General features: G+C 68.5%; 14 protein-coding genes and 1 riboswitch. Of the genes, 5 read left to right on the top strand and 9 right to left on the bottom strand.

The window, feature by feature from the left end; genetic code table 11:
* Positions 1 to 45 precede the first annotated feature (45 nt).
* Positions 46 to 462 carry an acyl-CoA thioesterase gene (locus EPA99_RS10050; protein ID WP_129471073.1) on the top strand — a complete coding sequence of 139 codons (417 nt, stop codon included), beginning with the start codon at positions 46 to 48 and terminating at the stop codon, positions 460 to 462.
* Between the two features lie 15 nt (positions 463 to 477).
* Here the strand turns inward: EPA99_RS10050 and EPA99_RS10045 are convergent, their stop codons facing one another.
* The 4 genes from EPA99_RS10045 to EPA99_RS10030 form a co-directional block, all read right to left on the bottom strand.
* Positions 478 to 2,379 (bottom strand): M48 family metallopeptidase, encoded by a 1,902-nt coding sequence (locus EPA99_RS10045; protein WP_129471072.1) that lies wholly within the window; start codon positions 2,377 to 2,379, stop codon positions 478 to 480.
* 46 nt (positions 2,380 to 2,425) lie between these two features.
* On the bottom strand, positions 2,426 to 3,022 hold the full coding sequence (locus tag EPA99_RS10040) for a LemA family protein (RefSeq protein WP_129471071.1): 597 nt from the start codon (positions 3,020 to 3,022) through the stop codon (positions 2,426 to 2,428).
* A gap of 51 nt (positions 3,023 to 3,073) precedes the next feature.
* A complete protein-coding gene (locus tag EPA99_RS10035) occupies positions 3,074 to 3,703 on the bottom strand; it encodes a nicotinamidase (RefSeq protein ID WP_129471070.1) in 630 nt (209 codons plus the stop codon).
* Positions 3,704 to 3,770: 67 nt separating this feature from the next.
* The gene (locus tag EPA99_RS10030; protein ID WP_129471069.1) at positions 3,771 to 4,514 is read right to left on the bottom strand and encodes a sulfite exporter TauE/SafE family protein; all 744 of its coding nucleotides are present in this window, start codon (positions 4,512 to 4,514) and stop codon (positions 3,771 to 3,773) included.
* Positions 4,515 to 4,598: 84 nt separating this feature from the next.
* On the opposite strand from EPA99_RS10030, the gene EPA99_RS10025 reads away from it, so the two are divergent.
* Positions 4,599 to 5,498 (top strand): LysR family transcriptional regulator, encoded by a 900-nt coding sequence (locus EPA99_RS10025; RefSeq protein ID WP_206733740.1) that lies wholly within the window; start codon positions 4,599 to 4,601, stop codon positions 5,496 to 5,498.
* A 526-nt stretch (positions 5,499 to 6,024) separates the two neighbouring features.
* Here EPA99_RS10025 and EPA99_RS10020 read toward each other — a convergent pair.
* Together EPA99_RS10020 and metE are read right to left on the bottom strand one after the other, a co-directional pair.
* The gene (locus EPA99_RS10020) at positions 6,025 to 6,918 is read right to left on the bottom strand and encodes a fructose bisphosphate aldolase (RefSeq protein ID WP_129471067.1); all 894 of its coding nucleotides are present in this window, start codon (positions 6,916 to 6,918) and stop codon (positions 6,025 to 6,027) included.
* A 185-nt stretch (positions 6,919 to 7,103) separates the two neighbouring features.
* Entirely contained in the window at positions 7,104 to 9,395 is a 2,292-nt protein-coding gene (gene metE / locus EPA99_RS10015; protein WP_129471066.1) for a 5-methyltetrahydropteroyltriglutamate--homocysteine S-methyltransferase, read from the bottom strand.
* Between the two features lie 229 nt (positions 9,396 to 9,624).
* A riboswitch (cobalamin riboswitch) is annotated at positions 9,625 to 9,877 on the bottom strand.
* 418 nt (positions 9,878 to 10,295) lie between these two features.
* Between metE and EPA99_RS10010 the strand changes: the two genes are divergently transcribed.
* On the top strand, positions 10,296 to 13,487 hold the full coding sequence (locus EPA99_RS10010) for a TonB-dependent receptor (RefSeq protein ID WP_129471065.1): 3,192 nt from the start codon (positions 10,296 to 10,298) through the stop codon (positions 13,485 to 13,487).
* 421 nt (positions 13,488 to 13,908) lie between these two features.
* Positions 13,909 to 14,679 carry a YdcF family protein gene (locus tag EPA99_RS10005; protein WP_129471064.1) on the top strand — a complete coding sequence of 257 codons (771 nt, stop codon included), beginning with the start codon at positions 13,909 to 13,911 and terminating at the stop codon, positions 14,677 to 14,679.
* 248 nt (positions 14,680 to 14,927) lie between these two features.
* Here the strand turns inward: EPA99_RS10005 and EPA99_RS10000 are convergent, their stop codons facing one another.
* The gene (locus EPA99_RS10000; RefSeq protein WP_129471063.1) at positions 14,928 to 15,179 is read right to left on the bottom strand and encodes a DUF1653 domain-containing protein; all 252 of its coding nucleotides are present in this window, start codon (positions 15,177 to 15,179) and stop codon (positions 14,928 to 14,930) included.
* A 115-nt stretch (positions 15,180 to 15,294) separates the two neighbouring features.
* Positions 15,295 to 17,241, bottom strand: a complete 1,947-nt coding sequence (locus EPA99_RS09995) for a choice-of-anchor X domain-containing protein (RefSeq protein WP_425479192.1) — start codon at positions 17,239 to 17,241, stop codon at positions 15,295 to 15,297.
* A 201-nt stretch (positions 17,242 to 17,442) separates the two neighbouring features.
* On the opposite strand from EPA99_RS09995, the gene hglS reads away from it, so the two are divergent.
* Positions 17,443 to 18,807, top strand: a complete 1,365-nt coding sequence (gene hglS / locus EPA99_RS09990) for a 2-oxoadipate dioxygenase/decarboxylase HglS (RefSeq protein ID WP_129471062.1) — start codon at positions 17,443 to 17,445, stop codon at positions 18,805 to 18,807.
* An 886-nt stretch (positions 18,808 to 19,693) separates the two neighbouring features.
* On the opposite strand, the gene EPA99_RS09980 is transcribed toward hglS, so the two are convergent.
* A complete protein-coding gene (locus EPA99_RS09980) occupies positions 19,694 to 21,196 on the bottom strand; it encodes a DUF4832 domain-containing protein (protein WP_129471061.1) in 1,503 nt (500 codons plus the stop codon).
* Positions 21,197 to 21,247 lie beyond the last annotated feature (51 nt).

Below are 21,247 nucleotides of genomic sequence, written 5' to 3'. Positions count from 1 at the left end.
GCCGCGCGCGTAGGCTGTGGCTTCCCTCGCCGCCGAGCACTGCCCATGTCCGAACTGCCCACCCACGACGTGCGCCCCACCGAGGCGCGGCTGCTGCACATGGTGTTCCCCGACCACACCAACCACCTGGGCACGCTGTTCGGCGGCCAGGCCCTGGCGTGGATGGACATGGCCGCCTTCATCGTCGCCTCGCGCTATGCCCGCACCACCGTGGTCACCGCGCGCTCGGAACAGGTCGATTTCAACCAGCCGATCCACAAGGGCGACCTGGTGGAAGTGGTGGCGCGCATCGTGCGGGTGGGCCGCAGCTCGATGAACGTGGAAGTGGACGTGATCACCGAGGACCTGCTCAGCGGCGAGCGCAAGCTCTGCACCAAGGGCCGCTTCACCATGATCGCGCTGGATCCGCTGGGACGGCCCACCGCCGCCCCACCCCTGCCGCAGGCCGCGCCGCAGGCTTGAGCGGCGCATGCAGGATCAGGCGATCGGGGATGGCAGCTGGGGCGGCAGGGGGCAGTGCAGGATGGCGCAGACCACGCGCAACAGCTCGGCTTCCTCCACCGCCATGCGACCGTCCTGTCCGATCGCCCGCACCAGTGCGGCGACCAGCTGTTGCTTGCCCGCCGGCGCCAGTTCATCCAGGCGCGGCCAGGCCCCATCCAGCGCGTGCAGACCGGCGGACGGGGGCCGGTAGGGCGGCGCCGCACCGGTGAACAGCGCCTGCGCCCCGGCGCGGAAGGCACGCTGGGCCTGGATCGGATCCTCGTGCCCGGCATGGGCCAGCGTGGCCAGCAGCAGCACGCACTCGGCGCGCACCGCCGACAAGGCCAGCGCACCGTGCTGGCGGACCATGCGCGGCCGCCTGGCCTCACGCAGTTGCACCCGTACCAACCAGCCCAGGCAGTAGGTGAACGTGGTCATCCCACCCTGGTCGTGGATCAGGGCATCAACGGTCGCCGAAAACACCTGCAGGTCTTCTGGCGTGTGCTGACGCAGCGCCGGGAAGCCCAGCGACACCAGCGGCAGGCGCAGCACCGGGTGCAGGGCCTGCCCCCACACCCGGTGCACGCGCACGGCCTGGCCGGCCACCGGCGCGCCCAGGCGCTGGGCGATCAGCGCCTGCTGCGCAGCCCTGCGTTCGGGCGCGCCGTCCAGCAGCAGCGCCAGGATCACGGCCTGCACGGCCTGCGGCTGCACCACCAGCGCATGCAGCTGCGGATCGATCGCCTGGCGCAGGCCGGCGGCTTGGGCCAGTTCGTGCAAGGCCGGCCGGGCCACTTGCGTCACGACCTGGGAAGGCTGCAGCAGCACCTGGCTTGAGGCGGCGGGCAGCCCCACCGTGTCTGGCGCCAGACCAAGGGCCAGGTCCTCGGCCAGGCCGTCCGGTGAGACCTGCCCCCAACGCTCGCGCAGCGCGCGCAGGCCACCTTCCCGGAAGCCCGGCTCCAGCATGCGGATGCGCGCCAGGAGCGGCGGATGGGTGGCGAACCAGTCCAGTCCGTCCAGGCCCTCGCCGAACAGCATGTGGCTGACTTCCTCGGCCCCTTGCGCATGCGACAGGCGCGAGCCCGTTGGCAGGCCGGCGATCTTCTTCAATGCGCCGGCCAGGCCGCTGGTCTGGCGGGTGAACTGCACCGCCGAGGCGTCGGCCAGGAACTCGCGCTGGCGGCTGATGGCCGCCTTGATCAGCTTGGCGAAAAACAGCCCGACGCTGCCGGCCACCAGCAGCGCCAGGGCCGCCAGCACCGCCAGGCCCAATCCGCTGCGGCCACGCCCGCGCACCACATGCAACGCCTTGCGCCCACACTCGGCCAGCACGGTGATACCGAACAGCAGGCCGATCATGCGCACGTTCAACCGCATGTCGCCGTTGAGGATGTGGCTGAATTCATGGGCGATCACGCCCTGCAGCTCGTCGCGGTTGAGCTGGCGCATGGCCCCGGCGGTGACGGTGATGGCCGCGTCGGTCGGCGCGTAGCCGGCGGCAAAGGCATTGATGCCGTCCTCGCTGGACAGCACGAACAGGCGGGGCATCGGCACGCCCGAGGCGATGGCGATCTCCTCCACCACGTTGCGCAGGCGACGCCGGGCAGAGTCGACCGGGGCGGCATCCACCTCCTCGGCGCCCATGCCCAGCGCGATCGACGCACCTCCCTCGCGCAGGCTGGACAGTCGCCACAGCGCGGCGACGGCCATCGTCGCCAGCGCCGCCAGGCTGGTCAGCACCAGCACACGCCAGGAAAGGACGCCGCTGAAACCGGCCACCAGCAGCACGCCCATGTCCACCAGCGCGATGATGCAGGCCACCGCCCCGGCCAGCATCCACATCAGCTGCCGTGAGCGCCGACGGGCAGCGGCCTGGTGCTCGAAGAAATTCACGCCATCCCCCGCGAGGCGATGCGCAGCGGTCAGGACCGGGCCGCGGTCAGAAACGTACCGTCGGCGCTGCGCGGATCTGCTCGGCCTGCGCGCTCGGCAGTTCCAGCGGTGCGGCCGGGCCGAAGCGGTAGTTGTTGGCGATCAGGCTGGCAGGGAACACTTCGCGCCGGTTGTTGTAGGCCATCACGCTGTCGTTGTAGGCCTGGCGCGCGAAGGACAGGCGGTTCTCGGTGCTGGCCAGCTCCTCGCTGACCTGCATCATGTTCTGGTTGCCCTTCAGGTCCGGGTAGGCCTCGGCCACGGCCATCAGCCGGCCCAGGCCGGATTCCAGCTGTCCTTGCGCCGCCGAGAGCCGCGCCATCGCCTCGGCATCGCCTGGTTGCGCCTTGGCCGCGGCCAGCCCGGACTGCGCGGCGCTGCGCGCGGCAATCACCGCATCCAGCGTCTGCCGCTCATGGGCCAGATAGGCCTTGGCCGTTTCCACCAGGTTGGGGATCAGGTCGAAACGGCGCTGCAGTTGCACGTCGATCTGCGAAAACGCGTTGCGATACGCATTGCGCGCGGTCACCAGGCCGTTGTAGATGCCGATCCCCCACAAGACCGGCAGTGCGATCACCACCAGCAGCACGATCCATCCCCACATCGCCACTCCCCTTTCCCCAAGGTGTCCACCGGCTGGTGGACACCGCCGAGCTTACCCGATGGCGATCCCCGCCTGCTGCAGCGCCTCCCGCGTGGGCGCATCGCCGGCCGGCGACACCGGCCGCGTCAGCTCCCACAGGAAGCGCACACCGAAGCCTTCGGCCTGCGCGTCCTGGGCGGTCCACAGCACGCAGACATCGCGCGCCAGGCCGCACACGTGCACCTGGGCGATCCCGCGCTCGCGCAGCCAGCCGGCAAGCCCGGTGGAAGGACGCGTGCCGTCCGGGCCGTGGTTTTCGCGGAAGGCGCTGTAGGAATCGACCTGCGCCCGCGTGCCCTTGCGCAGGATCAGATCGGCGCAGGACCAGTCCACGCGCGGGTCGAGCTCGGCACCAGGCGTGCCCTGCACGCAGTGGTCCGGCCACAGCGTCTGCGGCTGCCCATGCAAGGCGATGACCTGGAATGGGACCTGCCCGGCGTGCTGGGCGGCGAAGGAGGCATGCGCGGGCGGATGCCAGTCCTGGGTGGCCACCACGGTCTGGTAGCGACGCGCAGCCAGCAGTCGGGCGATGCCCGGCACGATGGCATCGCCCTCGAAGCAGGCCAGCGCACCGCCGGGCATGAAGTCCGGCTGCAGATCGACCACGATCAACGCCGTATCGGCGGGAAACACCACATCCATGGACAGGCGACGACGTGAGAGGGAAGCCCGAGCCTATCGACGGCGGCGGTCGTGCTCAAGCTTCGCGTCAGCCGCGCCAGGCCAGCTCCACGCCCAGCAACAGCAGGCAGACCAGAAAGCCGATACGAAAGGCCGTGGGACTGATGCGCCGACGCAGGCGCTGACCCAGCCACATGCCGACTAGCGCGGGCAGCACCGCGAGCAGCGAGGGCAGCAGATGATCGAGCGACAGCGCGCCGTGCCATGCCAGCCCGGCGGCAAGCGCCAGCGTGGAGACCGTGAAGGACAGGCCGAGTGCCTGCACCAGCGACTCGCGCGGCAGTGCCAGCGACTGCAGATATGGCACTGCGGGGATCACGAACACGCCGGTCACCCCCGTCACCACACCGGTGATGCCACCGATCAGGGGCGACAGGACGCGTTCCAGCGATGGCGGCACGCGTACCGGGCGCACCAGCAACGCCACCAGCGCATACAGCGCCAGTGCCAGACCCAGCAGTCGCACCGTGCCTTGGGCCGAGCCGCCGGCCAGCCAGGCCGAGGCCAGCAGCGTGCCGAGCGCGGCCACCAGCTGCATCGGCCACAGGCGCCGCCACAGAGGTCGCAGCTGGCCGCCGCCGGCCAGCTGCAGCACGTTGGTCACCAGTGATGACAGCAACAGCAGGGACGCCGCCAGCGCTGGCGGCATCAAGGCCCCCAGCACGCCCATGGCCACCGTCGGCAGACCCATGCCGGTGACGCCTTTCACGCCACCGGCCATGAGGAAGGTGCCCAGCACCAACAGCCACCACAACGCGCTCGAAGTTTCCATGGGTGCATGGGACGCGTTCGCTGGCAGGGGCACAATGCGGGATCGCCGATGCCCGCCTTCGGGGCAGCCGAAGGAGGACCCGCATTGCGCTTCGACCTGCCCGATCTGCGTCTGTTCCTGGCCGTGCTGGAAGCCGGCAGCATCACCGCCGGTGCCGAGCGCGCGCACCTGTCCCTGGCCGCGGCCAGCGAACGACTGCGCGCGATGGAGGACCATGCTGCCGTGGCGCTGCTGCAGCGCCTGCCGAGAGGCGTGCGGCCGACCGCGGCAGGTGAGGCCTTGGCCCATCACGCACGACTGATGCTGCGGCAATCGCGTCTGCTGCAAGGGGCGCTGGCCGAGCATGCCCGCGGCAGCGGCGGAACCGTGCGGGTGATGGCCAATACCGCAGCGGTCGGTCACTGCCTGCCGCGTGCGCTCGCACCGTGGCTGGCCCTGCATCCGCGCATCGAGGTGGCGCTGTTGGAACGCGGCAGCGAGGACATCGCCAAGGCGGTGGAGGCAGGCGTGGCCGAGCTGGGCATCCTGTCAGATGCAGCGGCCACGCCGGCCCTGCAGCTGCACCCGTTCGCGCACGATGCCTTGGTGGCCCTGCTGCCCGCTGCCGATGGCGCTGCTCATGCGCAAGCGCCGGCCTTCGTCGAACTGGCAGGCCAGCCCTTCATCGGGCTGGCGCCAGGCAGCGCCCTGCAACAGCACCTGGAAGCCCAGGCCGCGCGCCTGGGCCTGACGCTGCGTTATCGCGTGCGTCTGCCTACTTTCGAGGCCATCGCGCACATGGTCGCCGCCGGCGTCGGCGTGGCGGTGGTGCCCGCCGCGGTCCTGCCGCAGCTCACCACGGCGGTGCATGGCGCGCCGCTGCGCGAGCCCTGGGCCCGTCGCCGCTTGTGCCTGGGCTGGGAGCGCACGCGCGCGCTGTCGCCGGCGGCCGCGGCACTGCATGCGCATCTGTTGGCCTGGGCGGACCGCAGCGAGACCCTCTGAAGGCCACTTGCCTAGCCCCTTACGCGGCGATGGCGCATTCAAGCGCGCCATTCACCCACGTAGGGTGGACAAGGCGAAGCTTGTCCACCGAGGCGCACGCGGCGGCTGGAGCTGGGATGCCGCCGTGCACACGTCGTTCGTTTGCGAATGGTGGATGAAACAGCGTCATCCACCCTACGTGGGACGGACAACGCGAAGCTTGTCCACCAACGTGATCGATGCGCATGGATCACGGAGAGGCCGCTGACGAGCGGCCTCTTTGCGTTGCGTCTGGCGGTGATGGTGGATGGAAGAGCGCCATCCACCCTACGTGGGGTGGATGTGGCGGGGCTTGTCCGCCGGGCGCCTATTTCAACTTGGCTCGGGATGGCCCGTCCGCGCCTGGAGTACCGCCCCGGCCAATGGCGCCGGTGGCGGTTGGGATTTCCAGGACCCGTGATCCATCGATCGCAAGCCCCGCCTCGCTCAGGTCAACAGCCTCGCGCCGAAGCGGGGCCTCGCAGCCGGCCAGCCTGGCCTTGGCCGGTCAGGCGATCGAGGCGCGATAGATCGACTCGATGGTCGCGTCCAGCGTGGCGTTGAATTCGTCATCGCTCTGCTGCGCGCTCAGGCCCTCAGTCAGGGCGCGGCTGAAGCTGGCGATGATGCCGGGGTTGCGGGCCAGCTTGGCGTTGGCTTCGTCGCGGCTGTAGCCGCCGGACAGGGCCACCACCTTGAGCACGCTGGGGTGGTCGACCAACTCCTGGAAGGAGCCGTCCACGCTGGGCAGGGTGAGCTTGAGGATCACCGGGGTGGCCGCATCGACCTTGTCCAGGCGCTCGATCAATCCCTGCTTCATCGTCGCTTCGATTTCGGCCTTGTCGGCGGCCTTGATGTCCACCTCCGGCTCGATGATCGGCACCAGGCCCGCGTCCAGCACCTGCTGTCCCAGTTCGAACTGCTGGTCCAGCACCGCGGCGATGCCCTGGGCGTTGTTGGCCTTGATGACCGAGCGCTCCTTGGTGCCGAACACGCCCTTGGCCTTGGCCTTGGACAGCAGCTCGGCCAGGCCCGGGATGGGCTTGAGCAGCTGCACGCCATTGGCCTCGTCCTCAAGGCCCTTGTCGATCTTCAGGAACGGCACGACCTGCTTGGTCTCCCACAGGTACTGCGCCGCGTCCTGGCCGCCGAAGCTGTCATCCAGGGTGCGTTCGAACAGGATGGCACCGACCACGCGCTCGCCGTTGAAGGCCGGGCTGGAGACGATGCGCTCGCGCATCTTGTGCACCTGGGCGAACATCTCCGCCTCGCCCGAGTACGCGGACTCGTCCACGCCATAAAGCTTGAGCGCCTTGGGCGTGCTGCCGCCACTCTGGTCGAGTGCGGCGATGAAGCCCTGGCCGGATGCGATCTTGTCCCGCTGCGCCTGGTTGATTGACACGGTCGGCAACTCCTGTGATGGGTGGGGGCCGTCGAGTGTACGCAACCCCCAAGCCCGCTGCCGTGGTGGAACCGTTACCAGAACGAGCCGGTCGGCGCGCAAGGCACGCGCCGGTTCCACGGCGTGGGATCGGCAGGCCACATGCACCGCCACGCCCGCTTTCGCGCGGGCATGGCGGTGCGCTTTCAGGCGGCCTGGGCCAGATCCGCACGCAGGATGCGCGCGGCGTCCACCATCTGCGCCAGGGCGTGGCCGGTTTCCTCCCAGCCGCGGGTTTTCAGGCCGCAGTCCGGGTTGACCCACAGCTGCTCGGCCGCCAGCACCGCGCGCGCCTTGCGCAGCAGCTCCACCATCTCTCCGGTGGAGGGCACGCGGGGCGAGTGGATGTCGTACACGCCCGGCCCGATCTGGTTGGGATAGCGGAACTGCACGAAGGCATCCAGCAGCTCCATGCGCGAGCGCGAGGTCTCGATGGAGATGACGTCCGCGTCCATCGCCGCCACCGCGTCGATGATGTCGTTGAACTCGGAATAGCACATGTGGGTGTGGATCTGGGTGGCATCGCGCACGCCGGAGGAACAAATGCCGAAGGCCTCCACCGCCCAGTCCAGATAGGCCTTCCAGTCGCCGCGCCGCAGCGGCAGGCCCTCGCGGATGGCCGGCTCGTCGATCTGGAGGATGCCGATGCCGGCCTCCTCCAGGTCCAGGACCTCATCGCGCAGGGCCAGCGCGATCTGCCGGCAGGTCTCGCTGCGCGCCTGGTCGTCGCGCACGAAGGACCACTGCAGCATCGTCACCGGCCCGGTCAGCATGCCCTTCATCGGTCGCCTGGTCAGCGACTGCGCGTACTGCGACCAGCGCACGGTCATCGGCGCGGGGCGCACCACGTCGCCGTAGATGATCGGCGGCTTGACGCAGCGGCTGCCGTAGCTCTGCACCCAGCCCAGCTTGGTGAAGGCAAAGCCCTCGAGCTGCTCGCCGAAGTATTCGACCATGTCGTTGCGCTCGTACTCGCCGTGCACCAGCACGTCCAGGCCGATCTGCTCCTGGAAGCGCACGCAGCGCTCGGTCTCGACGGCAATGAAGGCATCGTAGTCGGCCTCTGTGAGCTTGCCGGACTTGTACTGGGCACGCGCCTGGCGCACCTGCTGGGTCTGCGGGAAGGAGCCGATGGTGGTGGTCGGATACACCGGCAGGTCGAAGGCGGCCTGCTGCACGATGCGACGCTGGGCGTGGGCAGTGGCGCGTCTGCTGTCCCGCGCGCCCAGGGCCGCCAGGCGTTGGGCGACCTCGGTGCGATGCACGCGGGGCGAGGCGCGCCGCGACGCCAGGCAGGCACGTTGCGCGTCCAGCGCGGCCTCCGCGCCGTCCTTGCCCTCCAGCGCGTCGGCCAGCACCCGCAGTTCGCCCAGCTTCTGGCGGGCGAAGGCCAGCCAGGAGGCCAACTCGGCGTCCAGCGTTTTTTCCTGCTCCAGATCCACCGGCACGTGCAGCAGCGAGCACGAGGGCGCCAGCCACAGCTGGTCCGCACCCACATGTCCCTGCGCGTAGCGGGCCAGGGTCAGCGCGTTGTCCAGGTTGCCGCGCCAGACGTTGCGCCCGTTGATGAGGCCCGCCGAGAGCACACGCCCCTTGGGCAGGTGCTGCAACACGGCGTCCAGTTGCTCGGGCGCCCGCACCAGGTCCACGTGCAGGCCATCGACCGACAGCTGCGCGGCCAGCGCGAGGTTCTCGCCCAGGGCGCCGAAGTAGGTGGTCAGCAGCAGCCTGGGGCGCTCGGCCGTGGCCAGGAAGGCGTAGGCGTGGGCGAAGGCGGCCTGCGCTGCTTCGTCCAGGTCCAGCACCAGCGTCGGCTCATCGATCTGCACCCACTCGGCGCCGGCTGCGGCCAGTCGCTCCAGCAGCTGCGCGTAGACCGGCAGCAGACGATCCAGCAGCGCCAGCCGATCGCTGCCGTCGGTGGTCTTGGACAGCAGCAGGAAGCTCACCGGCCCCAGCAGCACCGGCCGGGTACTGAAGCCGGCCGCCCTGGCTTCCAGGAACTCGGCCACCGGCTTGTCCCCGCGCAGGGCGAAGCCCTGCCCGGCCTGCAGCTCCGGCACCAGGTAGTGGTAGTTGGTGTCGAACCACTTGGTCATTTCCAGCGCGCGCAGGTCGATCCCGCCAGCCTGGTGGCCGCGGGCCATGGCGAAGTAGCCGGCCAGCGGGTCGGCATCGGCCAAGGCGCGGTAGCGCTGCGGGATCGCGTCGAACAGGAAGGCCGTGTCCAGCACCTGGTCGTAGAGCGAGAAGTCGTTGCTGGGCAGCAGCTCGGCGCCGGCCTGGCGCTGCAGCTTCCAATGCTTCAGTCGCAGGCCGCGTGCGGTGGCCTGCAGGGATTCGCCGGTGTCTTCCCCGCGCCAGAAGCGTTCCAGGGCGTGCTTGAGCTCCCGGCGTGGCCCGATACGGGGGAAGCCGAGGTTGGTGACGATGGTCATGTGGATGGATCCTCAGTGCGTGTGGGCATGAGGAACGAAGGAACCGCGCGCCAGGGCGGCGCCCCGATCGGAGCGCTCTCTGCCACGCCAGCGACCTTCGCCCCCGCGGGCGAACCGGTTCCGTGCGCGGCCACCGCACGCGCACGCCCGCGGCCGGGCCTGAAGGCCCACCGCACCACGCGCCCGTGCCGCTCCCGCGAGCGGTTCCAGGTCGAAGCGGAAGACCGGGAATGGTCTTCCGGCCAGGGCCGGTCTTCGGGCTTGTGGACACGGCGCGGGAGCGAACTTCCAGGCCACCTACTGCCCGCCGCTTCCCGGTGACGCTGGTAGGCGTCGGCCAGTGCTGGTGGCGGGGGTCGTTTCCAGTTACCGCTGCGGGGCAGCTCCGGAGTGGCCGTGTCGAAACGCGGCGTCACCGGATTCCCGTTTAATCCATCGCTTCATTGAGATAAAGCGATGAAACCTTGACAGAGGCGACGGTACGCCGCTGCACCGGATGGGTCAAGCGCACGGCCGCGCAGGCGGCGCGCAGCTGGCCGTTTTCCGACCGGTCCCTGGCGCGGCTCACGCGCGAACGAAATCCTGATTACTCCAATTGTTAAGCGTTCCGAAAATGCGTGTGATGTCGCATTCCTTCCCCGGTTGTAACCGGTTTATTCCGGGGACGTGGCAGCGCTGTCATGTATGCCGTGCGCTGCGACGCAACATGCGCTTGGAGAATGCCCGTGGTACATCGTCGTCGCGAATTTAGAACGATTTAAATCCAGCCAGGCTTGCACGGTGCGGCCGACGCCAAAAGCGTCGCTTTTCATTGTGCAGGCCAGCAGATCCAGTGAAGGCGGCGTGAACTGGATCGTTTCATATTGGCGCCGTGCCGTCATTCAACAGGAGAGGGTTGCAATGAGTCTGTCGTCCCGTACACGTTCCAGGAATCCGCTGTCGGCGGCCATCGCCTTCACGCTGGCCTCCTGCGCCGTTGTGCCATTCCATGCCCTCGCCCAACAGGCGGCGGTGCCCGCAGAGCAGGTCCAGACCCAGGCCTCGGCGCCCTCGGACCAGTCCACCGAAGCGACCAACCTCGATACGGTGGCCGTCACCGGCTACCGCTATGCGATCGAGAAGAGCCTGGACCAGAAGCGCAACGCCAACGCAATCGTGGAGGTGATCACCGCCGAGGACGTGGGCAAGTTCCCGGACAAGAACGTGGCCGACGCGCTGCAGCGCGTGCCGGGCGTGATCATCACCCGCGATGGCGGCGAAGGTAAGAACGTCAGCGTGCGCGGCCTGTCCTCGGAGCTGACCCTGACCGAGCTCAACGGCAACTACGTGGCCACCGCCGAGACCAACGGCGACCCGACGCGCTCGTTCAACTACACCCTGCTGCCGTCCAACCTGCTGTCCAGCTCCGAGCTGTTCAAGACGCCCGAGGCGCGCATCGACGAGGGCGGCATCGGCGGCACGGTGATCCTGCACACCCGTCGCCCACTGGAGCAGGAGGCCAACAGCGGCTTCGTCTCGGCCGAAGGCACCTATGCCGACACCACCGAGAAGACCGACGGCCAGTTCGCCGGGTCCTACTCCTGGCACGACAAGGAAGAGCGCTTCGGCGTGTTCGTCGGCTACACCCAGCAGAAGCGCACCGTGCGCACGCTGGGCGCCAACACCAGCGCGTGGAATTGGTACACGGACGACAGGGACACCCGGCCGGCGACGGATGTGTATGGCAATCCAAACGGCTTCGGCAGCTATTGGTATGGCGAGTCGGGCTTCAACGACCAGAACGGCAACAGCTACGTCGACTTCATGATGCCCAACGTGGTCAACTTCCAGAGCCGGGAAGAGGACCGCGAGCGCAAGGGCGGGCAGCTGACGCTGCAGTTCAAGCCCCACGACAACCTGACCATGACGGCCAACTACTTCCGCTTCGATCTGGAGCAGGAGCAGGTCACCAACACGCTGTCGATCCCGGAGTGGAACCTGGCCCGCTACCGGCCCGATGACAACTGGGAAGGCGGACGCCTTCTCGACGGGTTGAGCTTTGATCCGAGCGGCACGATTGTCACTGGCGCGGAGTATCGCGTCCATCCTGGAAAGACCTACTACTGCTCCAACGAAGCGGCGACCGCTGCAGGCATCGGTGATCCCGTTGAAGGTGCCAACGGTTTCGGCCCTGACGACTGCACTATCCCCACGCCGTGGATCGCCGGTGGCTACAACCGCCAGAAAGCGCGTTCGCAGACGGCCGACTTCGAGCTGGCCTGGCGCACCGAGGATCTGGACGTGATCTTCAAGGGCGGCCGCACCTGGGCCACGGGCGGCCCGGAGATGGTGTTGTCCATGCCGGTCAAGCCGCGCCGGCCCAACGCGGGCGGCAACGGCACCACGCTCAACGGCGATGGCAGCTACACGCTGGGCAACTACTACACCCGTTGGGACCTCAGCGGCACACCGTCTCTGACCGTCTCCCCGGAAGTGCTGGAGAACCTGCGCAACGGCATCGGCGAAATCGACCTGGGCTCCACCGGCTCGACCTGGACGCGCAACAGCACCTGGCAGAAGTTCGCCCAGACCGACTTCACCTGGCGCACCGACGCGGAGAGCACGTTCCTGGATTCGGTGCAGTTCGGCGTGAAGTATCGCGACGGCGGCACCCGCCGCAGCACCGGCAACAATTACTGGGTCTGCCAGGGCGCCGACCCGGCCGACTACGACAGCCGCTACCAGGCCGGTTGCGACCCGGCGGCCTCGGTGTTCCGCGGCGAGTTCCTGCAGCCGGGTTCGCTGGGCAACATTGCCGGCGGCTTCAACACCAACGTCTTCCCTGCGATCAACTACCCGGGCTACATCGACTACCTCAACAACACCTACGGGCCGATGCAGACCCGCCAGGAAGACAACTTCGTCTACAACGTCGAGGAGAAGATCTATTCGGCCTACCTGCAGGCCAACTTCCGCACCGAGCGCCTGCGCGGTAACCTGGGACTGCGCATCGTCAAGACCGAGCAGTACGCTGATTCGACCGATCGCGTCGACTACTTCAACGACTACTTCTTCGACGACGCCGCCGGTAACCCGATCCCCTGCCTGCCCGGCAACCTGCCCGCCGCCGGCGCCCCGGCCGGTTCGGGCTGCATCAGCGGCTTCACCACGCTGCCGGACAGCCAGACCAATCCCGCCAGTGGCCACATCTCCACCTTCGTGGTCACCTCGCTGGACCGCAGCTACGTCAACCGCCTGCCCAGCCTCAACGTGTCCTACGACCTGACCGACACGCTGCTGCTGCGCGGCGCGGCTTCCCGGGTCATGTCACGTCCGGGCTACAACGCACTGGCGGCACCCGGTAGCTTGAACTTCTATAGCGAGGAGTACGTCAACGACCGCCGTCTGATCGGTGGCGGCGACCAGCAGGGCTGGTTCGGCTCGGGCAGCAACAAGGCGCTGATGCCGTACCTGGCGACCCAGTACGACCTGGGGCTGGAGTGGTACTTCCAGCCTGGTTCCGTCGCCGGTATCGGCCTGTTCCGCAAGAACGTCAGCAACTTCACGCTGCCGGTCCAGCAGGACATTACCCAGGACATCGGTGGGCAGACGGTCACGGTGCAGAACTTCTCCACCACGGCCAGCGGTCGCGACGCGGTGTCCGAGGGCGTGGAAGTCTATGCGCAGCACACCTTCGACTTCGGCCTGGGCCTGCAAGCCAACTACACCTACAACCGCACCAATGAAGCCGCTGTCACCCTGGCCGATGGTACGGACGTGGGCAAGTCACCCCTGGTCGGCAGCGCCGCCAACCAGACCAATCTCACCGTGTTCTACGAAAAGGGCCCACTGCTGCTGCGAGCTTCCTACAACCGTCGTGGCGAAGTGGTCGAGGGCCTCGTCAGTCGCCTGAACGTGTATCAGGAGCCGTACACCCAGATCGACCTCAACGCCGCCTACAACTTCACCCCGGCGCTCAGCGTGACCGCGTCGGTCCTCAACCTGACGGAAGAAGAGACGCGCTCCTACCTGGGCAACGACACCCAGGCGCGCTTCAACAGCAACAGCTACGCCGGTCGCATCGCCTTCCTGGGTGTGAATTACAAGTTCTGATCTTCCCCCGTGCCTGAAAGCACGAACGCCGACGGCTTGTCCGTCGGCGTTTTTTTTGGCCGTCGGTCAGGAGAGTGGCGGCGTTCTCGCTTCACCGCTTCAACAGGCCGTGGTCCGGCGGGCGGTGGCCCTGAGGGAACAGTTTTTCTTGTGGGAGCGGTTTCAGCCGCGAAGAGGCGTTACCGGTCAAGCCCATTCGCGGCTGAAGCCGCTCCCACAAGGCAGTGGGCATTTGGCGCAGGTGAGGCCAAGACAGCTCATGGATGGGGCCAGAGGTTGGAGAAGTCTCAACCCAGCGTGCTTCACCAGGAAGCCAGCGCGCCCGTACATTGATAAAGAACCCTGTCGCCGGCCATCCCCCCGCCAGCAGCGAGTCAGGCGCGGCTGCTAGCCTTGGACCGTCACCGCCTCCTGGCTGTCCATGTCCCTCGTCCTGTTCGCCCTGGGTGTGTCCTTCCTGCTGCTGCTCTGGCGCCTGCGCTGGCGGCGGACGGCGCGCGCGCTGGGTCTGGCCTGGGTGGCGGTCTTCTGGCTGCTGGGCAACGGCATCGCCACCCGCTGGATCACCAACAGCCTGCAGGCAGGCTACGCCGCGCCCACCCGCATCGCCTGGCAACCCGATGCGGTGATCGTGCTGCTGGGCATGGGCATGCAGCGCCTGCCGCAGGAGGGGGGCGTGGAGCCGCAGTCGCTGGCCTACAGCCGCATCCTGCGCACCGCGCAGCTCTACGATGCCTGCGTGGCCGCCACACGCGGATGCACAGTGGTGGTCTCCGGCGGCGACCCGGCGGGCCTGGGTCGCACCGAGGCAGAGCTGTACTCGGCCCTGCTGGTGGAAGTGGGCGTGCCGCGCGCGGCCATCATCGAGGAGGAGCGCTCTCGCACCACCTGGGAGAACGCGCGCGATACCACCGACCTGCTCGCGCTGCGTCGGCATGGCCCGGTGGTGCTGGTGACCTCCGGGCTGCACATGCGCCGGGCGGTGCTGTATTTCCGCCACTTTGGCCTGCAACCTCTGCCCGCGCGCAGCGACTACGCGGCGCCGTTTCCGTCCTGGCTCCCGAGCAGCTACAACCTGCTGGTCTGCGACCTGGCCCTGGTGGAGTGGTTGGGCATCGCCCGCTATCACCTCTACAAGCACCTGGGCTGGAACGGATCGGCCGCCGCGCCGCCGGCGGTGGTGCCGCCCTAGCGCGCCGCCAATGACCCCAGGGCGCACGCCGCGGGGCGGCGCGTTGGACCTTGGGCTTTCAGGCGCGAGGATGCCTGGACGGGAAACGCCGCTTCGCGGCTGATGGCCCAAGGCCACCTGGAGCCGCTCACAAAGGGGCGCATCCGACCGCTGGAGATGGCGATGGCGCCTGTTTTGAACTGCCCTTGGGCCACCGAGCGCTGCGACGCCACGACGGCGGGCCGTGCATGGAGCTGGCGGCCTCGGGCTCAGTCCTCCACCACCAGCCCGTCGTTCTGCCAAGCAAAGCGCGGCACGCGACTGCCGTCCACCTCGACGTCCTCGATGAACATCGCATACGGCCGCGCCCAGACGCCGCTGTCCTCGGACAGCGGCTTGTAAAGCACCAAGGGCTCCAGGGTCTCGCTGCTGCGGGCGATGCCCAGGACCTCGTACTCGCCGCCCTTGAAGTGGCGGTAGCGGCCCAGGCGGATCTCGGGAAGTTGCGGCAGTGCGGCCATGACAGGTCACCGGTGGTGTGTGGCGCCAGAGCATAGTCAGGCGCATCGCGCGACGGCGTGATGCGCCCGTGGGAAAGTGCTGTGGCGCCGCGACAGGCCCGCCGCACCCGCCGTGTCAGCGTGCCGCGTTGGCGCTCATCGTGGCGTTGCGGGCCGCATCCAGATACTGCGCCGGGTCGCGCATGCCGGTGGTGTGGCACTGGCCCACGGTATGTCCACGATTCACCCCACCCGGCAGCTGCGCATAGACCTGTTCCACCGTGCCGTCTTCCGGGTCGTTGAGCACCACGTCGGTGGCGATGTTGCAGTAGTCGTTGGTGTACCAGTTGGTCGAGGCGAAGGAGGTCGTGTAGTAGTTCACCTTCGCCCGGGCCGAGGCAGGGACGCCCGCCAGCCATGCCGCCGCCCCGTCGTAGGTCATGTCGCTGTTGGTGCCGCAGCCCACGCCGAACCAGTTGCCCAGGGTGGCCAGGATGCCGGCCAGGTTGGTGCCCTGGTAGGGCGTGCCGACAGACTGCATCAGGCGCGCGCCGCTGGCCTTGTCCAGGCCGCTCCAGTAGTAGGTGTAAAGGTGCAGCGCCGCCGCACCGCCCTGGCTGTGGGCCACGGTGCCGAAGGAGTTCCACTGGCTGCCGTAACTGGCCAGCAGCCGCGCGAACGCATCGTGACTGCGGTTCTGGTTGGCGTCGATGAAGCTGGAGGCGTTACTGAACTGCTGTTGCGGCCAGACCCCCGACGAGCAGTAGCCATGCACCAGGATCAGGCGCGCGCCGGTGGCCGCCGGCATGGCGCGCTGCGCGGTCTGCGGGCGTGGCCCCATGCGCATGGTCTCGTCGATGGCCAGGGTGCCCAGCCGTTGCGAGGGAGGCAGCGCCGGTAGCGTGAGCGGCATGCGCTCGGCGGTGACCAGCGCAATGAAGTGATCCGGATCCTCGATGCGCAGCTTGCGCAAGGTGAACGGCGCACGTGCGCCCGCGCGCTGTACCCAGCGCGGATCCAGGCCCAGCGCGAGCTGGCCGTCCTGCACCTGACTGATGCCTCCGATCCAGGCCACGGCGACGTCCTTGCCGCTGGCGTCCACGCCCCAGACCTCGGCAAAGGCGCGGTAATGCCCATCGCCGGTGGACACCTGCACCGGCACCTGCAGCTGCCAGCGGCCATCGACCTGGCGTGCGGCGAGCGTGCTGGCGCGCAAGGCCAAATCGCTGTCCAGCACCGGCAGCACGTGCTCGGTGGTGCGCACGAACGCACGTCCCCGCGCGTCGGTGCCACGGACCACCGCCTGCGCGATCCACGTCCCCGGCGCGTCCGGCACGAAGCTGGCGCCAAAGCGGCCATCGCCCGCGGCCGCATCCTCGTGCTGGCCGTCATCGAACATGGGCGCTTCCTGCACGCTGCCATCGGGCCGCACCACGCGCAGCGTGGCCTGCTGCACGCTGCCTGCGGCGTTGGCGATGCGGACGTCATCGCCGGCGCGCGCACCGAGCATGGCATTGAAGCTCATGCGTTCGCCCAGCCGTTGGCGGCGATGCAGCGGATAGGAGGCCAGTTCCAGCGCCTGGTCGCCCTGCACCAGCACATAGCCGCGTGCGCCAGGCGTGTCGCTGTGCAGGCGCAGGGTCTGCGGCCCGGCCTGCAGCTGGGCGAAGCGGTATTCGATGGCGCGGTAGCCTTCCGCGCCCGCGGCCAGGGCGGTCGCGCGCGAAGCGGTGGAAGCGGCGGCCTTGGCCGTGGTACCGGCCAGCTGGGCACGCCACTGCGCCGGGCCGGGCAGCAGCAGCACGCGCGCATCGGCGGTCTCGGCGCTGATCTGCAGCTGCGCCTCGGACTGGCCCGGGGCAAAGCGCACCGGCAGCAGGGCATGGCGCGAGATCACGGCCGACGCGGCCGGCTCCTTGGCGCGCATGGCCGGCATCTCTTCGGGCGGGCCGGCCAGCTGTTTCGGGACCGGCATGTCCCCCAGCGGCACGCGCGCCACCTGGGCGTGCGACAGCAGCGGCAGGGCCGCACAGGCAAGCAGCACGCAGCAGCGATGGGAGGCGCGGATATGGCGATGCAACATGGCAAGACTCCTTTCCTTCGATGATGGTCTTGCGGCCGAGCCCCGGGTCTTCTGCGCGCCGGCCGCTGCAGCGCCCCCTGTCCACTGCCCGCCGGTTATACCCGCGCGCGGATGACAAGCCATCGTTGGTCGCGGTGGCGCAGGCCCGCGGACCGGTGGAAAATGGACGTTCATCACGCCCATGACGCCGATCTCGCTGCCATGCACCACGATCTCGTTTCACCCGATCACATCCGCAGCCTGTTCGCGCAGGCCATGTCCGAGATGTACCGCACCGAGGTTCCGCTGTACGGCACGCTGATGGCCCTGGTGGCCAAGGTCAACGCCGACACCCTGGCCGCACAGCCGGCGCTGGAGGCGCAGCTGCTGCGCAACGACGAACGCGCACGCCTGGATGCCGAGCGCCATGGCGCCATCCGTGTCGGCACTGCCGAGGAGTTGTCGATGCTGCGCCGCGCCTTCGCGGTGATGGGCATGTCCCCGGTGGGCTACTACGACCTGTCGGTGGCCGGCGTGCCGGTGCATTCCACCGCCTTCCGCGCCACCAGCGCCGCCGCGCTGGCCGCCAATCCGTTCCGGGTGTTCACCTCGCTGCTGCGCATGGAGCTGATCGACGATGCCGACCTGCGCGCACAGGCGCAGGCCATCCTGGCCAGGCGCGACATCTTCACCGCCGGCGCCCGTGCGCTGGTGGAACAGGCCGAGCGCGACGGCGGCCTGTCCGAGGCCCATGCGCATCGCTTCGTCGCCGAGGTGCTGGAAACCTTCCGCTGGCACAGCCAGGCCACGGTCTCCCATGCCACCTACCAGGCATTGAGCCAGGCGCATCGCCTGATCGCCGATGTCGTGTCCTTCCGCGGCCCGCACATCAACCATCTCACCCCGCGTACGCTGGATATCGATGCGGCGCAGGAGGAAATGCTGCGCCTGGGCATCGATGCCAAGGCCGTGATCGAAGGCCCGCCGCGTCGCGCGGTGCCGATCCTGCTGCGCCAGACCAGCTTCAAGGCGCTGGAGGAAGCCGTGGCCTTTCCGGACGGCGACCACCGCCAGGCCGGTACCCACACCGCGCGTTTCGGTGAGATCGAGCAGCGCGGCCTGGCCCTGACGCCAAAGGGCCGCGCGCTGTACGACCAGCTGCTGGACGCGGCGCGCGATGACGGCAAGGGCAGCACCGGCAGCGATTACCCCATGCGCCTGGCCCAGGCCTTCGCCGACTTCCCCGACGACCTGGATACCCTGCGCCGCGAGGGACTGGGTTACTTCCGCTATGCATTGACCGAACGCGGCCTCGCAATGCCGAAGTCCGACCGCCAAGAGCTCTCACCCGAGGCCTTGATCGAAGCCGGCCTGGCCTCGGCCGACCCCATCGTCTACGAGGACTTCCTGCCGGTCAGCGCCGCGGGCATCTTCCAGTCCAACCTGGGCGGCACCGAACAGCACGCCTACGCCGCCAACGCCAGCCGCGAGGCATTCGAAGCCGCACTGGGCGCGCCGGTCCTGGACGAGTTCGCGCTTTACGCGCAGCTGGAAGCCGAATCGCTGGAGTCGCTCCACGCCGGCTGAGCCCGTTTGCGCTGTTGCGCTGTTGCGCTGGCAGTTGACGCTGCCAGTGCCGGGCCACGACCACGGGCCAAGGCCGGTGCCGCGGGTTGACGCGCTCTGCCCCGGCATTACGCAAAGCGCGTCGCAGACGCGCCAGCGTTCCCATTCCCGCTCGTGAGATAGACAGGCCACATCGGTTGCTGTTGCTGTTGCTGTTGCTGTTGCCGTTGCTGTTGCCGTTGCCGTTGCCGTTGCCGTTGCCGTTGCCGTTGCTCGTGATTTTGCTTTTCGCCCTTGATCTTCGAGCCGTAAAGCACGCCGAGCACCGGAGCAGAATTGGGGCGAAGAGGCGCGCCTGTTTGAGCGAAGCGAGTTGAGCGCCGTCCCCAATTCTGCGAGGAGCGCAGGGGACCGGGCCGCAGGCCCGGCGTGTGTCCGGCGAAGACGGTTTTGCTTACTTTTGCCAAGACAAAAGTAAGTCGCGCCATCAGGCGCGAAAGCCCTTGATCTTGCTCTGGCTTTCGGCTCTTGCTCCAAACGCTTTGAAAGGCGAAAGCGAAGCAACGGCAAAGTCAGGAGCAAAAGCTTTCGCGCTTGCAGCGCGAGTGACTTTTGTCGCGGCAAAAGTCACCAAAACCGCTTCCGCCGGACACTCGCCGCCGCTGCGCGGCGGTCCCCTGCGCTCCTCGGAAAAAACGGGACGGCGCTCAACTCGCTTCGCTCAAACAGGCGCGCCTCTTCGCCCGTTTTTTCCTCCGGTGCTCGGCGAGCTTTACGGCTCCAAAGGTCAAAGGCAAAAAGCAAGATCAAACGCAACGGCAACGGCAACGGCAAGATCAACAACAACAGCGAGAGCAAGAGCAGCGGCAGCGGCAGCGGCAGCGACGATCGCGCCGCGATCCTTCGCTCAGCGCAACGTCACCGTGCTCCCCAGCTTGAACGCGCCCAAGCCCTCATCCCATTCCTGCCCCGCACTGGCGTCATCGGCATTGGCGAACTGGATCGCATAGCGCGGATCCTGCGCCAGACTGGCCGCGCCATCGGGTAGCGCCAGATACAGATCGTAAGCGCCGATGCCCGCCTGCGAAGGCACCGGCAAGCGCAGCTCATGGCTGAAGCTGCCGCCCGCCGTCCACCGGCGCGGGTCGACGGCACTGGCCTCCAGCGCCAACACCTGGCCGCTCCCGCGATGACGCAGCAGCACGCGCACCCCGCGCTTGCCGAACGGGCGCGACCAGCCGCTGTTGCGCACGGTGAAGTCCAAGCGCAGCTCGCCGCCGCGCGCGAGCTCGGCGCTGTGCGAGGCGGCCGTCAGCGTCAGGCGATAGCCCATCTGGCGCTGCACCTGCTCGTAGCAGCCGCCCTCGATCCAGGCGTCGTGGAACAGCGCGCGGTAGTACTCGTCGTTGAGATAGCTCAGCGCGTAGCGCGCGCCCTCGCCCAGCACGTCCTCGCAGCGCGTGCGTGGATGCGCCTGCGGGTCGTCGGCGGGGTTGCAGGTCTCGCCGCCGAAGGGCGTGATCCTGGCGCGGGCGGCCATCGCCTCGCGCTCGCGTTGGGCCGTGGCCGGGTCCTCGCTGTAGGTGCCCACGTCGGTGTCGCTGGCCAGGAAGCAGTCGTTGTGGAAGGCGCTGCGGGCATTGGCCGAGCCGTTGAAGGCAATCGCTTCGGTCGGCGTGCCCGGGTACCAGTCCATCAGGTGCCCGGTGTAGCGAAAGGCGATGAAGTGATCGGCCGGCAGCGCATCCAGCAACGCATCGCGGATCTGCGTGCGTGGGCCGACCTCGGTCAGCTGATAGGCCGAGGTATGCCACTCGCCCCAGGCGCCGATGAAGCCGGCCTGCAGCAGGGCAATGACATCGGCATTGCGGCGCAGGACCGGCTTGAGTTGGGCGATGTGGGCCAGGACGCGTTCCAGCGGCGCGTCCTGCGCCTGGTGGTAGTCGGTCTCCCCGGCCGGGTAGTTGTAGACGAAGCGTGGAATCACCTTGATGCCGTTGGCACGGGCGATGGCAAAGGCCTGGTCCAGCTGCGTCAGCAGGCTTTCCGGCAGGGCGGTGTCGCGCCAGGCATCCAGGCGCACCGGCGTGTAGAGCATGCGGTAGCCATTGGCATAGGCATTGGCCGCATCCATCTGCTGCAGCTGCGGCAGGTCGCTCCAGCTCCAGCGGTAGAAGCCGCGCTCGGGGTTGGACAGCGCCACCTGATCGCCGGCCTGGGTCAGGCGGACCGACACCATGGCGCTGCCTGCGCCGGCAGCGGCCGAGGCGTCGGTGGCGGCCACGCCCGAGGCGGGCGTGCTGCCGCTGCTGCTGCAGCCGGACGCGGACAGCGCCAGCGCCATCAGCAAGACCAGCAGGCGTGCCGGAACACGGGCGAAGGACGCGGCGAAAGCGAAGAGCGAGGACATTGAGCGACGACATGCAGAAGCGGTACTGCCGTCGGTAACGACCGCTTCGGC

Origin of the sequence: Pseudoxanthomonas composti, from assembly GCF_004122095.1 — a bacterium.
GTDB lineage: Bacteria > Pseudomonadota > Gammaproteobacteria > Xanthomonadales > Xanthomonadaceae > Pseudoxanthomonas_A > Pseudoxanthomonas_A composti.
The sequence above is the reverse complement of the archived record's forward strand: the minus strand, read 5'-3'. Positions and strand labels throughout refer to the sequence as shown.

Bases quoted from the DNA above. Each gene is read 5' to 3' on its own strand.
- EPA99_RS10040 (WP_129471071.1), bottom strand. From the start codon at position 3,022: ATGTGGGGATGGATCGTGCTGCTGGTGGTGATCGCACTGCCGGTCTTG.
- EPA99_RS10000 (WP_129471063.1), bottom strand. From the start codon at position 15,179: ATGGCCGCACTGCCGCAACTTCCCGAGATCCGCCTGGGCCGCTACCGC.
- EPA99_RS10010 (WP_129471065.1), top strand. From the start codon at position 10,296: ATGAGTCTGTCGTCCCGTACACGTTCCAGGAATCCGCTGTCGGCGGCC.
- EPA99_RS10050 (WP_129471073.1), top strand. From the start codon at position 46: ATGTCCGAACTGCCCACCCACGACGTGCGCCCCACCGAGGCGCGGCTG.
- metE (WP_129471066.1), bottom strand. From the start codon at position 9,395: ATGACCATCGTCACCAACCTCGGCTTCCCCCGTATCGGGCCACGCCGG.
- EPA99_RS09980 (WP_129471061.1), bottom strand. From the start codon at position 21,196: ATGTCCTCGCTCTTCGCTTTCGCCGCGTCCTTCGCCCGTGTTCCGGCA.
- EPA99_RS10035 (WP_129471070.1), bottom strand. From the start codon at position 3,703: ATGGATGTGGTGTTTCCCGCCGATACGGCGTTGATCGTGGTCGATCTG.
- EPA99_RS10030 (WP_129471069.1), bottom strand. From the start codon at position 4,514: ATGGAAACTTCGAGCGCGTTGTGGTGGCTGTTGGTGCTGGGCACCTTC.
- EPA99_RS09995 (WP_425479192.1), bottom strand. From the start codon at position 17,241: ATGTTGCATCGCCATATCCGCGCCTCCCATCGCTGCTGCGTGCTGCTT.
- EPA99_RS10005 (WP_129471064.1), top strand. From the start codon at position 13,909: ATGTCCCTCGTCCTGTTCGCCCTGGGTGTGTCCTTCCTGCTGCTGCTC.
- hglS (WP_129471062.1), top strand. From the start codon at position 17,443: ATGCACCACGATCTCGTTTCACCCGATCACATCCGCAGCCTGTTCGCG.